General features: G+C 66.6%; 16 protein-coding genes. 15 read left to right on the plus strand and 1 reads right to left on the minus strand.

Going from position 1 to position 16,941, the window contains the following annotated elements:
* Nucleotides 1–64: 64 nt before the first annotated feature.
* The 6 genes from AC56K1_RS06945 (at nt 65) to AC56K1_RS06970 (ending at nt 8,940) form a co-directional block, all read left to right on the plus strand.
* Complete coding sequence (locus tag AC56K1_RS06945; protein ID WP_497157101.1) at nt 65–775, plus strand: response regulator; 711 nt, start codon at nt 65–67, stop codon at nt 773–775.
* Nucleotides 772–2,355 carry a sensor histidine kinase gene (locus tag AC56K1_RS06950; protein ID WP_497157102.1) on the plus strand — a complete coding sequence of 528 codons (1,584 nt, stop codon included), beginning with the start codon at nt 772–774 and terminating at the stop codon, nt 2,353–2,355. The genes AC56K1_RS06945 and AC56K1_RS06950 overlap by 4 nt, the downstream gene beginning before the upstream one ends.
* The gene (locus tag AC56K1_RS06955; RefSeq protein ID WP_497157103.1) at nt 2,336–2,656 is read left to right on the plus strand and encodes a DUF4212 domain-containing protein; all 321 of its coding nucleotides are present in this window, start codon (nt 2,336–2,338) and stop codon (nt 2,654–2,656) included. Before AC56K1_RS06950 ends, AC56K1_RS06955 begins: the two co-directional genes overlap by 20 nt.
* On the plus strand, nt 2,653–4,725 hold the full coding sequence (locus AC56K1_RS06960) for a sodium:solute symporter family protein (protein ID WP_497157104.1): 2,073 nt from the start codon (nt 2,653–2,655) through the stop codon (nt 4,723–4,725). The genes AC56K1_RS06955 and AC56K1_RS06960 overlap by 4 nt, the downstream gene beginning before the upstream one ends.
* A 123-nt stretch (nt 4,726–4,848) precedes the next feature.
* Nucleotides 4,849–6,891 (plus strand): alpha/beta hydrolase family protein, encoded by a 2,043-nt coding sequence (locus tag AC56K1_RS06965; RefSeq protein WP_497157105.1) that lies wholly within the window; start codon nt 4,849–4,851, stop codon nt 6,889–6,891.
* Between the two features lie 24 nt (nt 6,892–6,915).
* Nucleotides 6,916–8,940: an alpha/beta hydrolase family protein gene (locus AC56K1_RS06970; protein WP_497157106.1), complete on the plus strand. Its 2,025-nt coding sequence runs from the start codon at nt 6,916–6,918 to the stop codon at nt 8,938–8,940.
* A 70-nt stretch (nt 8,941–9,010) separates the two neighbouring features.
* Here AC56K1_RS06970 and purM read toward each other — a convergent pair whose 3' ends face one another.
* Nucleotides 9,011–10,054, minus strand: a complete 1,044-nt coding sequence (gene purM / locus AC56K1_RS06975) for a phosphoribosylformylglycinamidine cyclo-ligase (RefSeq protein ID WP_497157107.1) — start codon at nt 10,052–10,054, stop codon at nt 9,011–9,013.
* 132 nt (nt 10,055–10,186) lie between these two features.
* On the opposite strand from purM, the gene AC56K1_RS06980 reads away from it, so the two are divergent.
* From AC56K1_RS06980 to AC56K1_RS07020, 9 genes are all read left to right on the plus strand, one after another.
* The gene (locus AC56K1_RS06980; protein WP_497157108.1) at nt 10,187–11,341 is read left to right on the plus strand and encodes an AI-2E family transporter; all 1,155 of its coding nucleotides are present in this window, start codon (nt 10,187–10,189) and stop codon (nt 11,339–11,341) included.
* The gene (gene hda, locus AC56K1_RS06985; protein WP_497157109.1) at nt 11,338–12,021 is read left to right on the plus strand and encodes a DnaA regulatory inactivator Hda; all 684 of its coding nucleotides are present in this window, start codon (nt 11,338–11,340) and stop codon (nt 12,019–12,021) included. Before AC56K1_RS06980 ends, hda begins: the two co-directional genes overlap by 4 nt.
* Nucleotides 12,018–12,692, plus strand: coding sequence for a histidinol-phosphatase (locus AC56K1_RS06990; RefSeq protein WP_497157110.1), 675 nt, complete (start codon nt 12,018–12,020; stop codon nt 12,690–12,692). The genes hda and AC56K1_RS06990 overlap by 4 nt, the downstream gene beginning before the upstream one ends.
* Nucleotides 12,685–14,136, plus strand: coding sequence for a polynucleotide adenylyltransferase PcnB (pcnB, locus tag AC56K1_RS06995; protein WP_497157111.1), 1,452 nt, complete (start codon nt 12,685–12,687; stop codon nt 14,134–14,136). Before AC56K1_RS06990 ends, pcnB begins: the two co-directional genes overlap by 8 nt.
* The gene (folK, locus tag AC56K1_RS07000; RefSeq protein WP_497157112.1) at nt 14,133–14,606 is read left to right on the plus strand and encodes a 2-amino-4-hydroxy-6-hydroxymethyldihydropteridine diphosphokinase; all 474 of its coding nucleotides are present in this window, start codon (nt 14,133–14,135) and stop codon (nt 14,604–14,606) included. The genes pcnB and folK overlap by 4 nt, the downstream gene beginning before the upstream one ends.
* Nucleotides 14,607–14,608: 2 nt before the next feature.
* A complete protein-coding gene (locus tag AC56K1_RS07005; protein WP_497157113.1) occupies nt 14,609–14,734 on the plus strand; it encodes a hypothetical protein in 126 nt (41 codons plus the stop codon).
* Between the two features lie 74 nt (nt 14,735–14,808).
* The gene (gene panB / locus AC56K1_RS07010) at nt 14,809–15,657 is read left to right on the plus strand and encodes a 3-methyl-2-oxobutanoate hydroxymethyltransferase (protein WP_497157114.1); all 849 of its coding nucleotides are present in this window, start codon (nt 14,809–14,811) and stop codon (nt 15,655–15,657) included.
* Nucleotides 15,658–15,667: 10 nt separating this feature from the next.
* Nucleotides 15,668–16,174, plus strand: coding sequence for an RNA 2',3'-cyclic phosphodiesterase (thpR, locus tag AC56K1_RS07015; RefSeq protein ID WP_497157115.1), 507 nt, complete (start codon nt 15,668–15,670; stop codon nt 16,172–16,174).
* A 12-nt stretch (nt 16,175–16,186) separates the two neighbouring features.
* A complete protein-coding gene (locus tag AC56K1_RS07020) occupies nt 16,187–16,933 on the plus strand; it encodes an SDR family oxidoreductase (RefSeq protein WP_497157116.1) in 747 nt (248 codons plus the stop codon).
* Nucleotides 16,934–16,941 lie beyond the last annotated feature (8 nt).

The raw sequence follows: 16,941 nt of genomic DNA on the forward strand, positions 1-16,941 counted from the left end.
CATTGTTGCGATAAATCAAACACAATAGGACCTGCCGAAAGTCCAACGTTTACCAGGTGCCCCCATGCGAATTCTGCTCGCCGAAGATGATAGCGTACTTGCCGACGGACTCACGCGCTCGCTGCGCCAGTCCGGCTATGCCATCGACTGCGTCAAGAACGGCGAGGACGCCGACACCGCGCTGTCCACCCAGGAATTCGACCTCCTCATCCTCGACCTCGGCCTGCCCAAGCTGTCCGGCCTGGAGGTGCTGCGCCGCCTGCGCGCGCGCTCTTCGCTGCTGCCGGTGCTGATCCTCACCGCCGCCGATTCGGTCGAGCAGCGCGTCGAGGGCCTCGACCTCGGCGCCGACGACTACATGGCCAAGCCGTTCGCCCTGTCGGAGCTCGAGGCGCGGGTGCGCGCCCTCACCCGCCGCGGCGCCGGCGGCGGCCCAGCCGTGGTGCGCCATGGCCCGCTGGTGTACGACCAGGTCGGCCGCAGCGCCTACATCAACGAGCAGATGCTCGACCTGTCGGCGCGCGAGCTCGGCCTGCTCGAGGTGCTGCTGGCGCGCACCGGGCGCCTGGTCTCCAAGGAGCAGCTGGTCGACCACCTGTGCGAATGGGGCGAGGAAGTGTCGAACAACGCCATCGAGGTCTACGTGCACCGCCTGCGCAAGAAGATCGAGGTCGGCGGCGTGCGCATCGCCACCGTGCGCGGCCTGGGCTACTGCCTCGAGAAGTTCTCCGACACCCCGCGCGCCCTCGCCGACAGCAAATCCGCCGACAAGTGAGCGAACGCCACACCGGGTTCGACGCCGCGCCCGGTCCCTGGGCGGCCGAGCCGCTTTATATTCCGCCGAATCCCGAACCGGACGAGAATATCCGGCATTCGCTGTTCGGCGAGATCCTCGACTGGATGCTGGCCCCGCTGCTGCTGCTGTGGCCGATGAGCATCGCGATCACCTACCTGGTGGCCAAGTCGATCGCCAACCAACCCTTCGACGATGCGCTGGAAGACCGGGTCACCGTGCTGTCGCAGCAGATCCGCACCGTGGCCGGCCGGCCGACCGTGCAACTGCCGGGCAGCGCGCGCGACGTGCTGCGCGCCGACGACGTCGACAGCGTCTACTTCCAGATCAGCGGGCCGGACGGCCTGCACATTGACGGCGATCGCGACCTGCCGCGTCCGCGCGCCAGTGTGCCGGGCGCCGCCGCCGATGGCGGCCGCAGCGACACCGTGAGCTTCCGTAACGACAGCATCCATGGCACGCCGGTGCGCGTGGCCTATTCCTATGTGCACCTCGACCCGCTGCGCAGCGAGGACGCCGGGCGCGCCGCGGCGCCGGACCAGGCCCTGGTGCAGGTGGCGGAAACCCTCGACAAGCGCGCTCACCTGGCCAACGAGATCATCAAGGGCGTGATCCTGCCGCAGTTCATCATCCTGCCGGTGATCCTGGCCCTGGTCTGGTTTGCCCTGTCGCGCGGCCTCACGCCGCTGGCCGAGCTGCAGGAGCGCATCCGCGCCCGTCCCCCCGACGATTTGTCGCCGATCGATCCGCGCCAGGTGCCCGAAGAAATCTCGCCGCTGGTCGGCTCCTTCAACGACATGCTCGAGCGCCTGGCCCAGACCGTCGAGATGCAGAAGCGCTTCATCGCCGACGCCGCGCACCAGATGAAGACGCCGCTGGCCGGCATGCGCATGCAATCCGAGCTGGCCCTGCGCCAGGTCGACCCGGAAGAGATCCACCGCTCGCTCGAGCAGCTGGCCAAGAGTTCGGATTCGGCTACGCGCCTGGTCAACCAGTTGCTGGCGCTGGCGCGCGCCGAGAACCAGCCGCATGCCGGCCTGGCCTTCGAGGCGGTCGACCTGGCGCAACTGGCGCATGCCACCGTGCAGGATTGGGTGCAGGCTTCGTTCGCGCACCGGATCGACTTCGGGCTGGAGCTGCCGGACCAGGCGCCGGGCGATCCACCTGTCATCGCCGGCAATGCGCTGATGCTGCGCGAACTGCTGTCGAACCTGATCGACAATGCGCTGCGTTACACGCCGCAGGGCGGCAGCGTGACGGTGCGGGTGCGGCGCGACGGCGAGCACGTGCTGCTCGAAGTCGAGGACACCGGCCCCGGCATCGCACCAAGCGAGCGTGCCCACGTGTTCGAGCGTTTTTACCGCATCCTGGGCAGCAACGTGCAGGGCAGCGGCCTCGGGCTGGCGATCGTGCGCGAGATCGCCCAGCAGCACGGCGCCGAAGTCGACATCTTCAACAATCCGCGCAGCGAGTCCAGGAAGCACCCTGGGAGCCTGTTCCGCCTGACCTTCCCGCCACCGCTGCACCACGCCGACGACGCCGATGCCGAACCAGCCGACTGACCCTTCTTCGCCCCTGCCCGACGCGGCTGCCTGCCACCAGCGCCTGCTGGCGGCCCGCGCCGCGCACTGGGAGCGCACCCGGCGCCTGACCGCCGTGCTGCTGGTCCTGTGGCTGGCCACCGGTTTCGGCACCGTGTATTTCGCGCGCGAGCTGGCCCAGTTCAGCGTGTTCGGCTGGCCGCTGTCGTTCTACATGGCGGCGCAGGGAGCCTCGCTGGTGTCGCTGGCCATCATCGCCTGGTACGCCTGGCGCATGCGCCGCCTCGACCGGCTGTACGCCGCGCCGGAGGCAGGCGCATGAGCACGCCCAAGCCGTCCTATTTCCGCAAGCTGTCGCGCTACTACCTCTGGTACACCGGCTGCTTCGCGCTGTTCCTGGCGTCGCTGGCCCTGCTCGAGCGGGAAGGCATGCCGCGCCTGTGGATCGGCTATATCTTCATGTTCGCCACGATCGCGCTGTACGCCACCATCGGCGTGGTGGCGCGCACCTCGAACGTCACCGAATACTACGTGGCCGGCAGGCGCGTGCCGGCCCTGTTCAACGGCATGGCCACGGCGGCCGACTGGATCTCGGCAGCCAGCTTCATCAGCCTCGCCGGCGGCCTGTACCTGCACGGCTTCGACAGCCTGGCCTACATCATGGGCTGGACCGGGGGCTATGTGCTGGTGGCGCTGCTCATCGCGCCCTACCTGCGCAAATTCGCGCAGTACACCATCCCCGACTTTCTGGCGGCGCGCTACGGCGGCGGTGCGGGTGGGCGTGGCGGGCCGGTGCGGGCGCTCGCCGTCGGCGCCACCATCATGGTGTCCTTCACCTACGTGGTGGCGCAGATCTACGCGGTCGGCCTGATCGCCTCGCGCTTCACCGGCGTTGACTTCTCGGTCGGGATTTTCCTGGGCCTGGCCAGCATCCTGGTGTGTTCCTTCCTTGGCGGGATGCGCGGTATTACCTGGACCCAGGTGGCCCAGTACATCATCCTGCTGGTCGCCTTCTTGATCCCGACCATCTGGCTGTCGGCCAAGCATGCCGACAACCCGGTGCCGCAGGTGGCCTACGGCTCGCTCCTGCCGAAACTGGCAGCGCGCGAGCGGCAGCTGGCGCAGGACCCGCGCGAACTCGAGGTGCGCGCCGAGTTCCGGCGCCGCGCCGGCGAGTTCGATGCGCGCCTGGCAGCACTGCCGGCATCGTGGGAAGCCGGCAAGCTCGAAGCACAGCGCGCACTGCGGGCGGTCCGCGCCAGCAATGCCTCACTGGGAGAAGTGCGCCAGGCCGAGCGCGCGCTCAATACCTATCCGGGTTCGCCCGACGAAGCGCGCACGACGTGGCTGGAGCTGCGCGAAGCCAACCTGCAGCGTGCGCGGCCGCCCGAGCCGCATGCCACGCCTTTCCCCGGCGCGACCGAAGCCGAGTCGGACAAGCGCCGCAATAATTTTCTGGCGGTGGTGTTCTGCCTGATGTTCGGCACCGCCGCCCTGCCCCATATATTGATGCGGTCCTACACCACGCCCTCGGTGCACGAGACCCGGGTGTCGGTGTTCTGGACCCTGTTCTTCATCCTGCTGATCTACCTGACCATTCCCGCGCTGGCGGTGCTGGCCAAGTACGATATCTATACCTCGCTGGTCGGCAGCGATTTTTCCGCGCTGCCGACCTGGATTTCGTACTGGGCCAACGTCGACAAGGTCAGTCCCCTGCTCAGCGTGGTGGACATCAACGGCGACGGCATCGTGCAGCTGGCCGAAGTCGCGATCGACGCCGACGTGCTGGTGCTGGCCACGCCCGAAATCGGCGGCCTGCCGTATGTGGTCTCGGGACTGGTCGCGGCCGGGGGCCTGGCGGCGGCGCTGTCCACGGCCGATGGCCTGCTGCTGGCGATCTCCAACGCGCTCTCGCACGACGTGTATTACAAGATGGTGGACCCGGGCGCCTCGACCCAGAAACGGGTCACGATTTCCAAGCTGCTGCTGCTGGCGGTGGCCTTCATCGCTGCTTACGCGGCCTCGCAGCGGCCGGCCGACATCCTGTCGCTCGTCGGCGCGGCGTTTTCGCTGGCTGGTTCCACCCTGTTCCCGGTACTGGTGCTGGGCGTGTTCTGGAAGCGCGCCAACCACGCGGGGGCGATCGCCGGCATGCTCACCGGTTTCGCTATCTGCCTCTGGTACATGCTGCGCGCCAGCCCGACGCTGGGCGGCAGCGTGGACGACGCCTGGTTCGGCATCCAGCCGCTGGCCGCGGGCGTGTTCGGCGTGCCGGGCGGCCTGTTTGCGACGGTGCTGGGCAGCCTCTTGAGCGCGCCGCCGAGCCGCACCAGCATCGGCATGGTCGAGTACATCCGCGCGCCCGAGCAGGACCCTCCACACAAGCCCTGATGTGCGCCGGCGCCACAGTGCATATGCACGCGGCATGGATGTGGGCCAATGGGTTTTGCTGGCCCGGCAAGACTGCTATTGTTGGATGCCGCCCCAGGCATCCATCCATTTCCAAGAGCGTGTATGACCCTATTCCTTTCCCGTGCATTGCGCGGCGCAGCCCTCGCTGCCGCACTGGCATGCGCACTGCCCGGCGCGCATGCGCAAGCACCTTCGCCGGCTGCGCCCGCGCTGCCGGCCATCGCCAGTTTCTTCTCCAGCGCCCCGATCAGCGGCGCCAAGCTGTCGCCTGACGCGCGCTTCCTGGCCACCCGTTCCGGTGCGCCCGGCCGGCGCGATGCGCTGGTGGTGGTGGACCTGCAGGCCAACAGCGCCAAGGTAGTCGCCTCGTACAACGACGCCGACATCGGCGACTTCCAGTGGATCAGCAACGAACGCCTGCTGTTCGACACGCGTGAAAAAGGTGTCGGGGAGGGTAACCAGCGTTACGCGCCCGGCCTGTACGCGGTCGACCGCGATGGCGAGAAGTTCGTGGAACTGGCCGACCGGACCGGCAGCAATTCGTCGCTCGGCCGGCGCACGGTCCGCAAGATCCTGCCGTGGCATACCTTCATGCTCGACCAGGAGGGCGCGCAGGATTCGGAATACGTGTATGTCACCAGCGTCAATTTCGATACCGCGCGCGAGGTGCGCAGCGTCGACCTGCTGCGCCTGAACACCCTGACCGGTTCCACCCAGGCGGTGCCGCGCCCGGCCTACAACGTGCGCGGCTGGACGCTCGACCACAAGGGCGAGCCCCGCCTGGCCTGGTCGATGGAGCGCGACACGGTCACGCTGCATTATCGCGAGCCGTCGAGCGGCACATGGCGCGTGCTGGCCAGCTACCCGGCCTATGGCGACGGCAGCAAGGAATTGCAACCGGTCGGCTTCACGCCGGATGGCAACCTGTTCGTGCTGGCGCGCGCCGGCGGGCGCGACACCACCTCGCTGCACCTGTTCGACATCGCCACCGGAAAAGTCAACCCGGAACCGGTGCTGGTCACCACCGGCTATGATTTCGACGGCCGCCTGGTGGTCAACCGCGACAAGGTGCTTGGCGCGCGCTTCACCACCGATGCGACATCGAACGAATGGTTCGATCCCGGCATGAAAGCGGTCCAGCAGGCGGTCGACAAGCTGCTGCCGGCCACCGTCAACCTGATTTCGGTGCCGGCGCAGGCCGCCTCGCCCTGGGTACTGGTGTACGCGTACTCGGACGTCCATCCAGGCAGCTATTCGCTCTACAACACCCAGACCGGGGTGATCAACAAGATCGCCGACACGCGGCCGGCCATCAATCCGGCGCAGATGGGACGCCAGCAGTTCGTGCGCTACAAGGCGCGCGACGGCCTGGAGATCCCGGCGCTGCTGACGCTGCCGCGCGGCGCCAAGCCTGCCGACCTGCCGCTGGTGGTACTTGTGCACGGCGGCCCCTACGTGCGTGGCGGTTCGTGGGGCTGGGACGCGCAGGCCCAGTTCCTGGCATCGCGTGGCTATGCAGTGCTCGAGCCGGAATTCCGCGGCAGCACGGGCTTCGGCGTCAAGCACTTCAAGGCCGGCTTCAAGCAATGGGGGCTGGCGATGCAGAACGATATCGCCGACGGCGTGCACTGGGCCGCCGGCAAGGGCATCGCCGATGCAAGGCGCGTGTGCATTGCCGGCGCCAGCTACGGCGGCTACGCTACCCTGATGGGCCTGGTCAACGACCCGGGCATGTACAAGTGCGGCATCAACTGGATCGGCGTCACCGACATCAACCTGATGTACGACAGCGGCTGGAATTTCGACAGCGACCTCTCGAAAGAATGGAAATCCTATGGCATGCCGGAAATGGTCGGCGACCGGATCAAGGACGCGGCCCAGCTCAAGGCCACCTCGCCGCTCGAGCAGGCCGGCCGCATCACGCAACCGCTGCTGCTGGCCTACGGCGGGGTGGACCGGCGCGTGCCGATCACCCACGGCACCAGATTCCGCGACGCCGTCATGAAGACCAACCGCAACGTCGAATGGGTCGAATATCCGGAAGAAGGCCACGGCTTCAGGCTGACGAAGAATAGCGTCGACTTCTGGGGACGCGTGGAGCGCTTCCTGGACAAGCACATCGGCCCCGGCGCGGTAAAACAATAAGCCTTCGCTTCACATAAAAACATCATGTCCACACTTCCTGTCCTGTGCGCCCGCGTCCTGTTCGCATGCGCGCTGAGCACCGCCTTCGCGGTCCCTTCCCACGCCCAGACGGCACCGGCGCCGATCCCGGTCGAAGCCTTCTTTTCCAATCCCCTGCTGGAGCGCGCGCTGCTTTCGCCGAGCGGCCGCTACCTGGCCGCCCTGTCGGGTGCGCCGGGCCGGCGCGACATGCTGGTGGTGATCGACCTGGTGGAAAACAAGGGCAAACTGGTCGCCGGCTACAAGGACGTCGACATCCTCCAGTTCCAGTGGGTGAACGACCAGCGCCTGCTGTTCAACGTCACCGACAAGAAGATCGGTCCGGGCGGCCGCTACCTGGCCAGCGGCCTGTATGCGGTGAACCGCGACGGCGAGGGCCTGCGGCAGCTGGCCAACCGGCGCGGCAACGAGTTCGTGGTCGAAGGGGGCTCCAACATCGACCGCCGCATCCTGCCGTGGCATACCTTCATGCTCGGCCAGCGCGGCGCGCAGGATTCCGACAAGGTCTATGTCAGCAGCGTCGAATTCGATAACAATGGCGACGTGCGGACCTCGAACCTGCTGCACCTCGATACCCTGACCGGCCGCTTCGTGACCGTGCAGCGCCCGGGCCCGGTCGACAGCTGGATGCTCGACAATAATGGCGAGCCACGCCTGGCGATCCGTTCGGAAGACGGCAAGACAATTTTCTTCCTTCGCGAACCGGAGGGCGGCAAATGGCGCACGCTCGCGCAGTTCGCCAGCTATACCGGCAGCACCGGCGCGTTCTGGCCGGTGGGCTTCGGCGGCGACGGCACGCTGTACGTGAGCTCCAGTCATGGTGGAGACACCGATTCGCTGCATACGCTCGACCTGGCCACCGGCAAGGTCAGGCCCGAACCGCTGGTCGTCACGCCCGGCTACGATTTCAGCGGAGGCTTGATCAGCCAGCGCGGCAAGCTGCTCGGCGTATCGGTCGAAACCGACGCGGCCGCCCACATCTGGTTCGACAAGGACATGCAAGCGGTCCAGGAGAGCGTGGACAAGCTGCTGCCGGGGACTGTCAACCTGGTCTCGCCGGCCTCGCGGCCCGATGCCCCGTGGATGCTGGTCGCCTCGTACTCGGACGTGAAACCGCGCTTCTACAACCTGTACAACCCCAAGACCGGCGCCCTCAATGCGGTCGGCAAGAGCCGCGAAGGCATCGATCCCCGGCGCATGGGGCGCCAGGACCCGGTGCGCTACAAGGCGCGCGACGGCCGCGAGATCCCGGCGCTGCTGACAGTGCCGGCCAATGCAGGCAAGAACCTGCCGCTGGTGGTACTGGTGCACGGCGGGCCTTACGTGCGCGGGAACCACTGGGGCTGGAATCCGGAAACCCAATTCCTGGCATCGCGCGGCTATGCCGTGCTGGAGCCGGACTTCCGTGGCAGCACCGGCTATGGCGACGCCCACTACCGGGCCGGCTGGAAACAGTGGGGCCTGGCGATGCAGGACGATATCGCCGACGCCACGCGCTGGGCGATTGCGCAGGGCATCGCCGATCCGAAGCGTATCTGCATCGCGGGCGCCAGCTACGGCGGCTACGCGACGCTGATGGGCCTCGTGAACGACCCGGACCTCTACAAGTGCGGCATCAACTGGATCGGCGTCACCGACATCAACCTGCTGTACAACGGGCACTGGAGCTTCGAATCCGACGTGGGCGAAGAATTCAAGAAGCACGGCATGCCGGTGCTAATCGGCGACCAGGTCAAGGATGCGGCCCAGTTCAAGGCCACCTCCCCGGTCGAACAGGCGGCGCGCATCACCCAGCCGCTCCTGATGGCCTACGGCGCGGTCGACCAACGCGTGCCGCTCTACCACGGCATCAAGTTCCGCGATGCGGTGAAGAACCACAACAAGCAGGTCGAGTGGGTGGTGTACCAGGACGAGGGCCACGGCTGGGCGTTGCCAGAGAACAGCTACGATTTCTGGAAGCGCGTCGAGCAGTTCCTGGACCGGCATATCGGCCCGGGCGCGGCACGCTAGGCGGCGGGCTGGCTGTAACGAAGAACGGGCGCCGCGGCGCCCGTTCTTGTACAAACCGTCAAAAAACCGCTTACTGCACGATCGTCTGCGCCTGTCCCTCTTCGCGCGCACGGATCTCGCCGATGCGGTACACGGTCTCGCCGGCAGCCTGCAGCTGGGCCATCGCGGCATCCGCGTTTTCTTTTGAAACGATGACAGTCATGCCGATACCGCAGTTGAACACGCGGTGCATCTCGGCATCCGCTACGCCGCCGTGCTGCTGCAGCCACTGGAACAGCGGCGGCATGGTCCACGACGATGCGTCCAGCACGGCCGTCACGTGGTCCTGCAGCACGCGCGGGATGTTCTCGACCAGCCCGCCGCCGGTGATGTGCACCATGCCTTTTACTTCCATCGACGCCATGAGCGCGAGCAGCGGCTTGACGTAGATGCGGGTCGGCGCCATCAGTACGTCCGACAGCTTGCGGCCGTGGAAATCGCCTTCCAGGTCCGGCTTGGCGACGTCGATGATCTTGCGCACCAGCGAATAGCCGTTGGAGTGGATGCCCGACGAGGCCAGGCCCAGCACCACGTCGCCCGGGACGATCTTGCTGCCGTCGATGAGCTGCGATTTTTCGACCGCGCCGACTGCGAAGCCGGCCAGGTCGTATTCGCCGTCCGGGTACATGCCCGGCATCTCGGCGGTCTCGCCGCCCAGCAGCGCGCAGCCGGACTGTTCGCAGCCCTTGGCGATGCCGCTCACCACGGCGGTGGCGGTCGCTACGTCGAGCTTGCCGCAGGCGAAGTAGTCGAGGAAGAACAGCGGCTCGGCGCCCTGCACCAGGATGTCGTTGACGCTCATGGCGACCAGGTCGATGCCGACCGTGTCGTGGCGATTCAGCTCGAAAGCCAGCTTGAGTTTGGTGCCGACGCCGTCGGTGCCCGACACCAGCACCGGTTCCTTGAACTTCTTGCTGATCTCGAACAGGCCGCCGAAACCGCCGATGCCGCCGAGGACGCCTTCGCGCATGGTGCGCTTGGCGAGTGGCTTGATCGCTTCGACCAGGGCGTCGCCGGCGTCGATGTCGACACCGGCGTCGCGGTAGGAGAGGGAAACATTAGATGGTTGGCTCATGGTATTTGGCAGCAGAGGCGGTAAAATAGAAGGCGGCAGACCCAAACCAGGTCAATCCATCATTTTAGCATTAGCAAATCGCCCCCCGCCCAAGCCGATTTCACCCCAATTCGCGACCATAACAATAACTACATGCCATTTTTCCTCTCCCTGGAGCAAAAACAATCCACATTCTGGTTGGCGCTCTGGTTCGCGGTGGCGCTGTTGTTGTACACCCTCGGACCGATCCTGTCGCCCTTCATTGCGGCCGCCATCCTTGCCTACATGCTGGGCGGCGCGGTTGACCGGCTGGCGCGGGCGCGCATTGGGCGCCGCCGCATGCCGCGCGTGCTGGCCGTCTCGCTCGTGCTAACCGCCTTCTGCGCGGCGGTGGTGGCGCTGTTCCTGATCGTGGTGCCGGTGCTGCGCGCCGAGATCCCCCTGTTGCAGGCCAAGATTCCCGCTTTCTTCACCTGGCTCGACACCTACCTTGCGCCCTGGCTGGGCAAGTACGGCATCCACGTCAAACTCGACAGCGCCGGGCTGCGCGCACTGCTCGAACAGCAGGTGGCGGCCGGCGGCGACGATATGTGGACTTCGGTGCTGGCCAAGGTAAAGGTCGGCGGCAGCGCCCTGCTGGGCTGGATCGCCACGCTCACCCTGGTGCCGGTGGTGCTGTTCTACCTGCTGCTCGACTGGCATTCGCTGCTGGCGCGTATCGAAGGCGCCATCCCGCGCCGCTGGGCCCCGCAAACGGTCGGCATGGCGCGTGAATCCGACGTCCTGCTGGCCCAGTACCTGCGCGGCCAGCTGCTGGTGATGATCGTGCTGGCCGTGTACTACTCGGCCGCGCTCTACTTCATCGGGCTGGACGTGGCGCTGCCGGTGGGCGTGCTCACCGGCCTGCTGGGCTTCGTCCCCTATCTCGGTTTTGGCCTGGGAATGCTGCTGGCGCTGGTCGCGGCGCTGCTGCAGTTTTCCGGCTGGGCGGGCCTGGCCTGGGTGGTCGCGATCTACACCGCCGGCCAGCTAATCGAAAGCTTCGTCCTGACTCCGCGCCTGGTCGGCGAGCGCATCGGCCTGCACCCGCTGGCAGTAATCTTCGCGCTGATGGCCTTCGGCGAACTGTTCGGCTTTGCCGGCGTGCTGCTGGCGCTGCCGGCATCGGCGGTGCTGATGGTCGGTTTCCGCCACGTGCGGCGCCACTACCTGCGCAGCAGCTTTTATAATGCCGGTAGCATGGAACAGAGCCTTGTCTACACCCCAGAATCCGAACCCGATGCTTCCCGCGTGAAAGCGACACCATGAAACAGCTGGTGCTCGATTTAGGCGCCGAACCGGCGCACAGCCTCGACACCTTCCAGGTGGGCGAGAATGCCGAACTGGCGCACCTGATGCACCAGTTCGCGCAGCGTGCATCGCGCGAGCATTTCGCCTACCTGTGGGGCGACACCGGCGCCGGCAAGACCCACCTGCTGCAGGCCCTGGCGGCCAGCCCGGCCTCGCGCTACATCCCGTTCAACGCGCCGGAAGACCAGTTCGTGCATACCCCTAGCGTCACGCTGTATCTGCTGGACGACTGCCACTGCCTGTCGCCGCAGCGCCAGATCGACGCCTTTGCCCTGTTCAACCAAATCCGCGAACACGGCACCTACATGGTCAGCACCGGCCCGGTGCCGCCGGCGGTGCTGCAGGTGCGCGAAGACCTGCGCACGCGCATGGGCTGGGGGCTGGTGTACGAAATCAAGGGCCTGTCCGACGACGAGAAGATCGCCGCCCTCACCCAGGCCGCCGAGGCGCGCGGATTGACGCTGTCGGCCAGCGTGTTACCCTATTTGTTGTCTCACTTCAAGCGCGACATGCGGTCGCTGGCGACGATGCTGGACGCCCTCGACCAGTATTCGCTCGAGACCCAGCGCCCCGTCACCGTGCCCCTGCTGCGTGATTTGTTGCTTCAAGAAAACCAGCAGTTGGAACCCAAAGAATGAAACACCTTGCGCTGTTCGACCTCGACCACACCCTGCTGCCGATCGATTCAGACTACGAATGGGGCGAATTCCTGGTCCGCGTAGGCGCAGTCGACGAAACCGCTTTCCGCCGCCGCAACGACGATTTCTTCGCCCAGTACCAGGCCGGCACGCTCGATCCGGTCGAATACCTCGAGTTCGCACTGGGCACCCTGGCACGCTTCCCGCGCCTTGAGCTCGATGCCCTGCACGCACGCTACATGGCGGAAGTCATCGAACCGGCGATCAAGCCGCGTGCACTCAGGCTGGTGCGCGAGCACCAGCAAGCGGGCGACCTGGTGGCCATCATCACCGCCACCAACCATTTCATCACGGCGCCGATCGCAGCCGCCTTCGGCGTCGGGCACCACATCGGCGCCATGCCGGAAGTCGACGCCCAGGGCCAGTTGACCGGCAAGCTGGCCGGCACCCCGACCTCCGGCGCGGGCAAGATCACGCACATGCACGCGTGGCTCGAGCGCCTCGGCTACACGTTCGAGGACTTCGAGCGCAGCCACTTCTACAGCGATTCGCATAACGACATCCCGCTGCTGTCGATCGTCAGCCATCCGGTCGCCACCAACCCGAGCACCAAGCTCGCCACCCATGCGCGCGAGCAGGGTTGGCCAACACTCCATCTATTCAATGATTAAGAAATTCATCCGCAAAATCCTGGGCGTCAAGGAAGACGGCCGCGACCCGACCGAACCCCGCATCCTCGGCCTAGAGGAGCACGGCATCGACCCGCGCCTGGTCTCGAGCAACGCGATCAAGGTCACGCAAACCCTGCAGGACGCTGGCTTCCAGGCCTTCGTGGTCGGCGGCGCCGTGCGCGACCTGCTGTTGGGTATCAAGCCGAAAGACTTCGACATCGCGACCAACGCCACGCCCGAGCAGGTCAAGCGCCTGTTCCGCCGCGCCTTCATCATCGGCCGCCGCTTCCAGATCGTGCACGTGATGTTCGGCCAGGACCTGCTGGAAGTAACCACCTTCCGCGGCAACGGCAGCGACAACGCCCCGAAGGACGAGCATGGCCGCGTCCTGCGCGACAATAATTTCGGTCCGCAGCACGAAGACGCGGCGCGTCGCGACTTCACCATCAATGCCATGTATTACGACCCGGCCAGCGAAACGGTGCTCGACTACCATGGCGGCATCGAAGACATCCGCGCCAAGCTGCTGCGCATCATCGGCGTGCCCGAAGCGCGCTACCGCGAAGACCCGGTGCGCATGCTGCGCGTGGTGCGCTTCGCGGCCAAGCTGGGCTTCACCATCGAGCCAACCACGCGCGCGCCGATTCCCGTCATGGCCCCCTTGATCGACAACGTGCCGGCGGCGCGCGTGTTCGACGAGATGCTCAAGCTCCTGCTGTCGGGCCATGCGCTGGCCTGCCTGCGCGAGCTGCGCTCGGCTGGCCTGCACCACGGCCTGCTGCCGCTGCTCGACGTCGTGCTGGAGCAGCCGATAGGCATGAAGTTCGTCACGCTCGCGCTGGAATCGACCGACGCCCGCGTCAAGGCCGGCAAGGGCGTCTCGCCCGGCTTCTTGTTTGCTTCGCTGCTGTGGCACCAGGTGCTGGAAAAGTGGAATGCCTACCGCGCCGCCGGCGAAGCGCCGATTCCCGCCCTGCACCTGGCGGCCGACGACGTGCTCGATACGCAAACCGACAACCTGGCCCTGCAGCGCCGCATCGCCACCGACATGCGCGACATCTGGGCCATGCAGCCGCGCTTCGAGCGCCGCACCGGCAAGGCGCCGTTCAAGCTGCTGGAACACCCGCGCTTCCGGGCCGGCTACGACTTCCTGCTGCTGCGCTGCGAATCCGGCGAGCTGCCGGGCGAAGTGGGCGAATGGTGGACCGCGTTCTATGCGGCCGAAGGCGGCGAGCGCGAACAGCTGCTGGCGGCTGCCAATTCGCGCGGCGGGCGCTCGGGCGGGCAGCGTTCGGCCTCCGGCGCAACGCAGGCGGGCGACGACCAGGGCGGCGAGAATCCGCCGGCCGCGAAGCGCAAGCGCGCACCGCGCCGCGGCCCCCGCAAGAATAGTGGCGGCGGAGAAGGCGCTGCACCAGCGGCACAGGGCGGCGGCGAGGAATGATCGCCTGGGTCGGCATCGGCGCCAACCTGGGCGATGCCCAGGCCAACGTGCTCGACGCGGTGCGCCGCCTCGCACTGCTGGACGGCACCGCACTGGTGCACACCTCCGGCCTGTACCGCACGGCGCCGATCGATTCATGTGGCCCGGACTACATTAATGCGGTGACCTGTATCGACACCAGCTTCGACCCGCACGAACTGCTGGCCGCACTGCAGGACATCGAACTTGCGCATGGCCGCGAGCGCCCCTACCGCAATGCGCCGCGCACCCTCGACCTCGACCTGCTGCTCTACGGCGACCAGGTCATCGTCACCGAATCCTTGACCGTACCGCATCCGCGCATGCACGAGCGCGGTTTCGTGCTGGCCCCCCTTGCCGAGATCGCGCCCGACCTCATCATCCCGGGCCGCGGCCCCATACATGATTTCCTGCCGCTCATCGCGCTCCAGGACGTCGACAAGATTGGCTGACCATGCAGCTTCCCGTCTGGTTCCAGACGGCCGGCCTGCTGGCGTTGTCGAACATCTTCATCAAGCTCGATTACGTGTGGGCGACGCTGTGCCTGGTCGGCGCGGTGTACTTCATCTTCCGCTCCTAGATCCTGGCAGTGCACGTTTGCGGCAGGCGGATTACACTACGCAATTGTCGAACGATCGTCTTAAAAGGAACCCCATGAGCGCTTACCTGCAGGGCCAGGACCCGGCCGCCAACGACGCACCGAAACGCGCGCGCAAAGCCGTCACCGCACCGTCGCTGCTGGCCATGCGCGCCGCCGGCGACAAGATCGCGATGCTGACCGCCTACGACGCCAGCTTCGCCTCGCTAATGGACCGCTGCGCGGTCGACGTGCTCTTGATCGGCGATTCGCTCGGCATGGTCTGCGCCGGCTACGACTCGACCCTGCCGGTGACGGTGGCCGATGTCGCCTATCACACGGCCTCGGTCGCGCGCGGCAACAAGCTCGCCCTGGTGCTGGCCGATATGCCCTTCGGCAGCTACACCACCCCGGTGGAAGCCTATAACAATGCAGTAACGCTGATGCGCGCCGGCGCCCAGATGGTCAAGATCGAAGGCGGCACCTGGCTGGCCGAGACCGTGCGCTTTCTGGTCGAGCGCGGCATCCCGGTGTGCGCCCACATCGGCCTGACCCCGCAATTCGTGCACACTTTCGGGGGCTTCAAGGTGCAGGGCAAGACCGACGCCGCGGCCGAGCAGCTCAAGGCCGACGGCCTGGCGCTACAGGCAGCGGGCGCCTCGATGGTGGTGCTGGAAGCGATTCCGGCGGCGCTGGGCAAGGATGTCACCGAACTGCTGACCATCCCGACTATCGGCATCGGCGCCGGTCCGGACTGCTCCGGCCAGGTGCTGGTGATGCACGACCTGCTGGGCGTCTTCCCCGGCCACAAGGCGCGCTTCGTGAAGAACTTCATGGAAGGCCAGGCCAGCATCGACGCGGCCGTCACATCCTATGTGACGGCGGTGAAGGACGGCAGCTTCCCGGCGCCGGAACACTGCTTCTGAGGTGACGCAGATGGACAGGCAGCCCACCAACCGCCTGTTCCTGGCCCTCTGGCCCGATCCCGCCATGCGCCACCTCCTGAAGGAGTGGCGCGACGCCTGGGGCTGGCCGAAGGGCGCCGCACCCGTCCCTTCCGACAAGCTGCACGTGACCCTGCATTTCCTCGGCGGCTTGCCGAGCGAGCGGCTGCAGGAATTCCTCGACGGTTTTGCGGTGCCGCTCGAGCCCTTTCGGCTCGAACTGGGCACGGCCGCCGTGTGGCATAACGGGATCGCGGTGCTGGAGCCGGAGCTCGTGCCGCCAGAGCTGTCAGCGCTGCACGCGCGCCTGGCCGAAGCCCTGTTCGCGCTTGGCCTGCACCCGGAATCCCGTCCCTACCGGCCGCACGTGACCATGGCGCGCCGTGCCACCGGGGCTGCCATGCCTGCCGGCTTACCGCCAGTCTCGTGGGACGCGCGCGAGTATGCGCTCGTCGAATCGACGAACGGCGTGTACACGGTACTGCGCCAATACGGCTGACATTCACATCACATGACAAGAACCATCCTCATCACGGGCGGCGGACGCGGGATCGGCGCGGCATGCGCGATCCACGCCGCACAACTGGGCTACCGGGTCTGCATCAACTACCTGTCCGACGGCGCGGCCGCTGCCACCGTGGTCGATGCCATCGACAGCCACGGAGGTACGGCATTTGCGATCCAGGCCGATATCGCCGATGAAGCACAGGTAGAACGCATGTTCGCGTCGATCGACGAGCGCTTCGGGCGCCTCGACGCATTGGTCAACAATGCCGGCGTGCTGTCCCAGCAGATGCGCGTCGACCAGATGAGTGCTGCCCGCATCCATCGCATCATGGCGACCAATGTCGTCGGCGCGATCTTGTGTGCGCGCGAAGCGGTGCGCCGCATGTCGACCCTGCATGGCGGGGCGGGAGGCGGGATCGTCAACGTCTCGTCGCGCGCAGCAGTGCTTGGCGCGGCCAGCGAGTACGTCGACTACGCGGCCTCGAAGGCGGCCCTGGATGCGCTGACGATCGGCCTGTCGAAGGAAGTCGCGCAGGAGGGTATCCGCGTGAACGGTGTGCGCCCCGGGCTGATTGAAACGGACATGCACGCCAGCGGCGGCGAACCGGGACGCGTTGCGCGCCTGGCTTCCTCGGTGCCGATGGGCCGCGGAGGACTTCCCCTTGAAGTGGCCCGTGCCGTGTTGTGGCTGCTCTCGGACGAGGCGTCGTATACGACGGGCAGCTTCATCGACGTCTCGGGCGGACGCTGAGGGAAATC

The organism is Telluria sp. ZB4P37, from assembly GCF_059685855.1.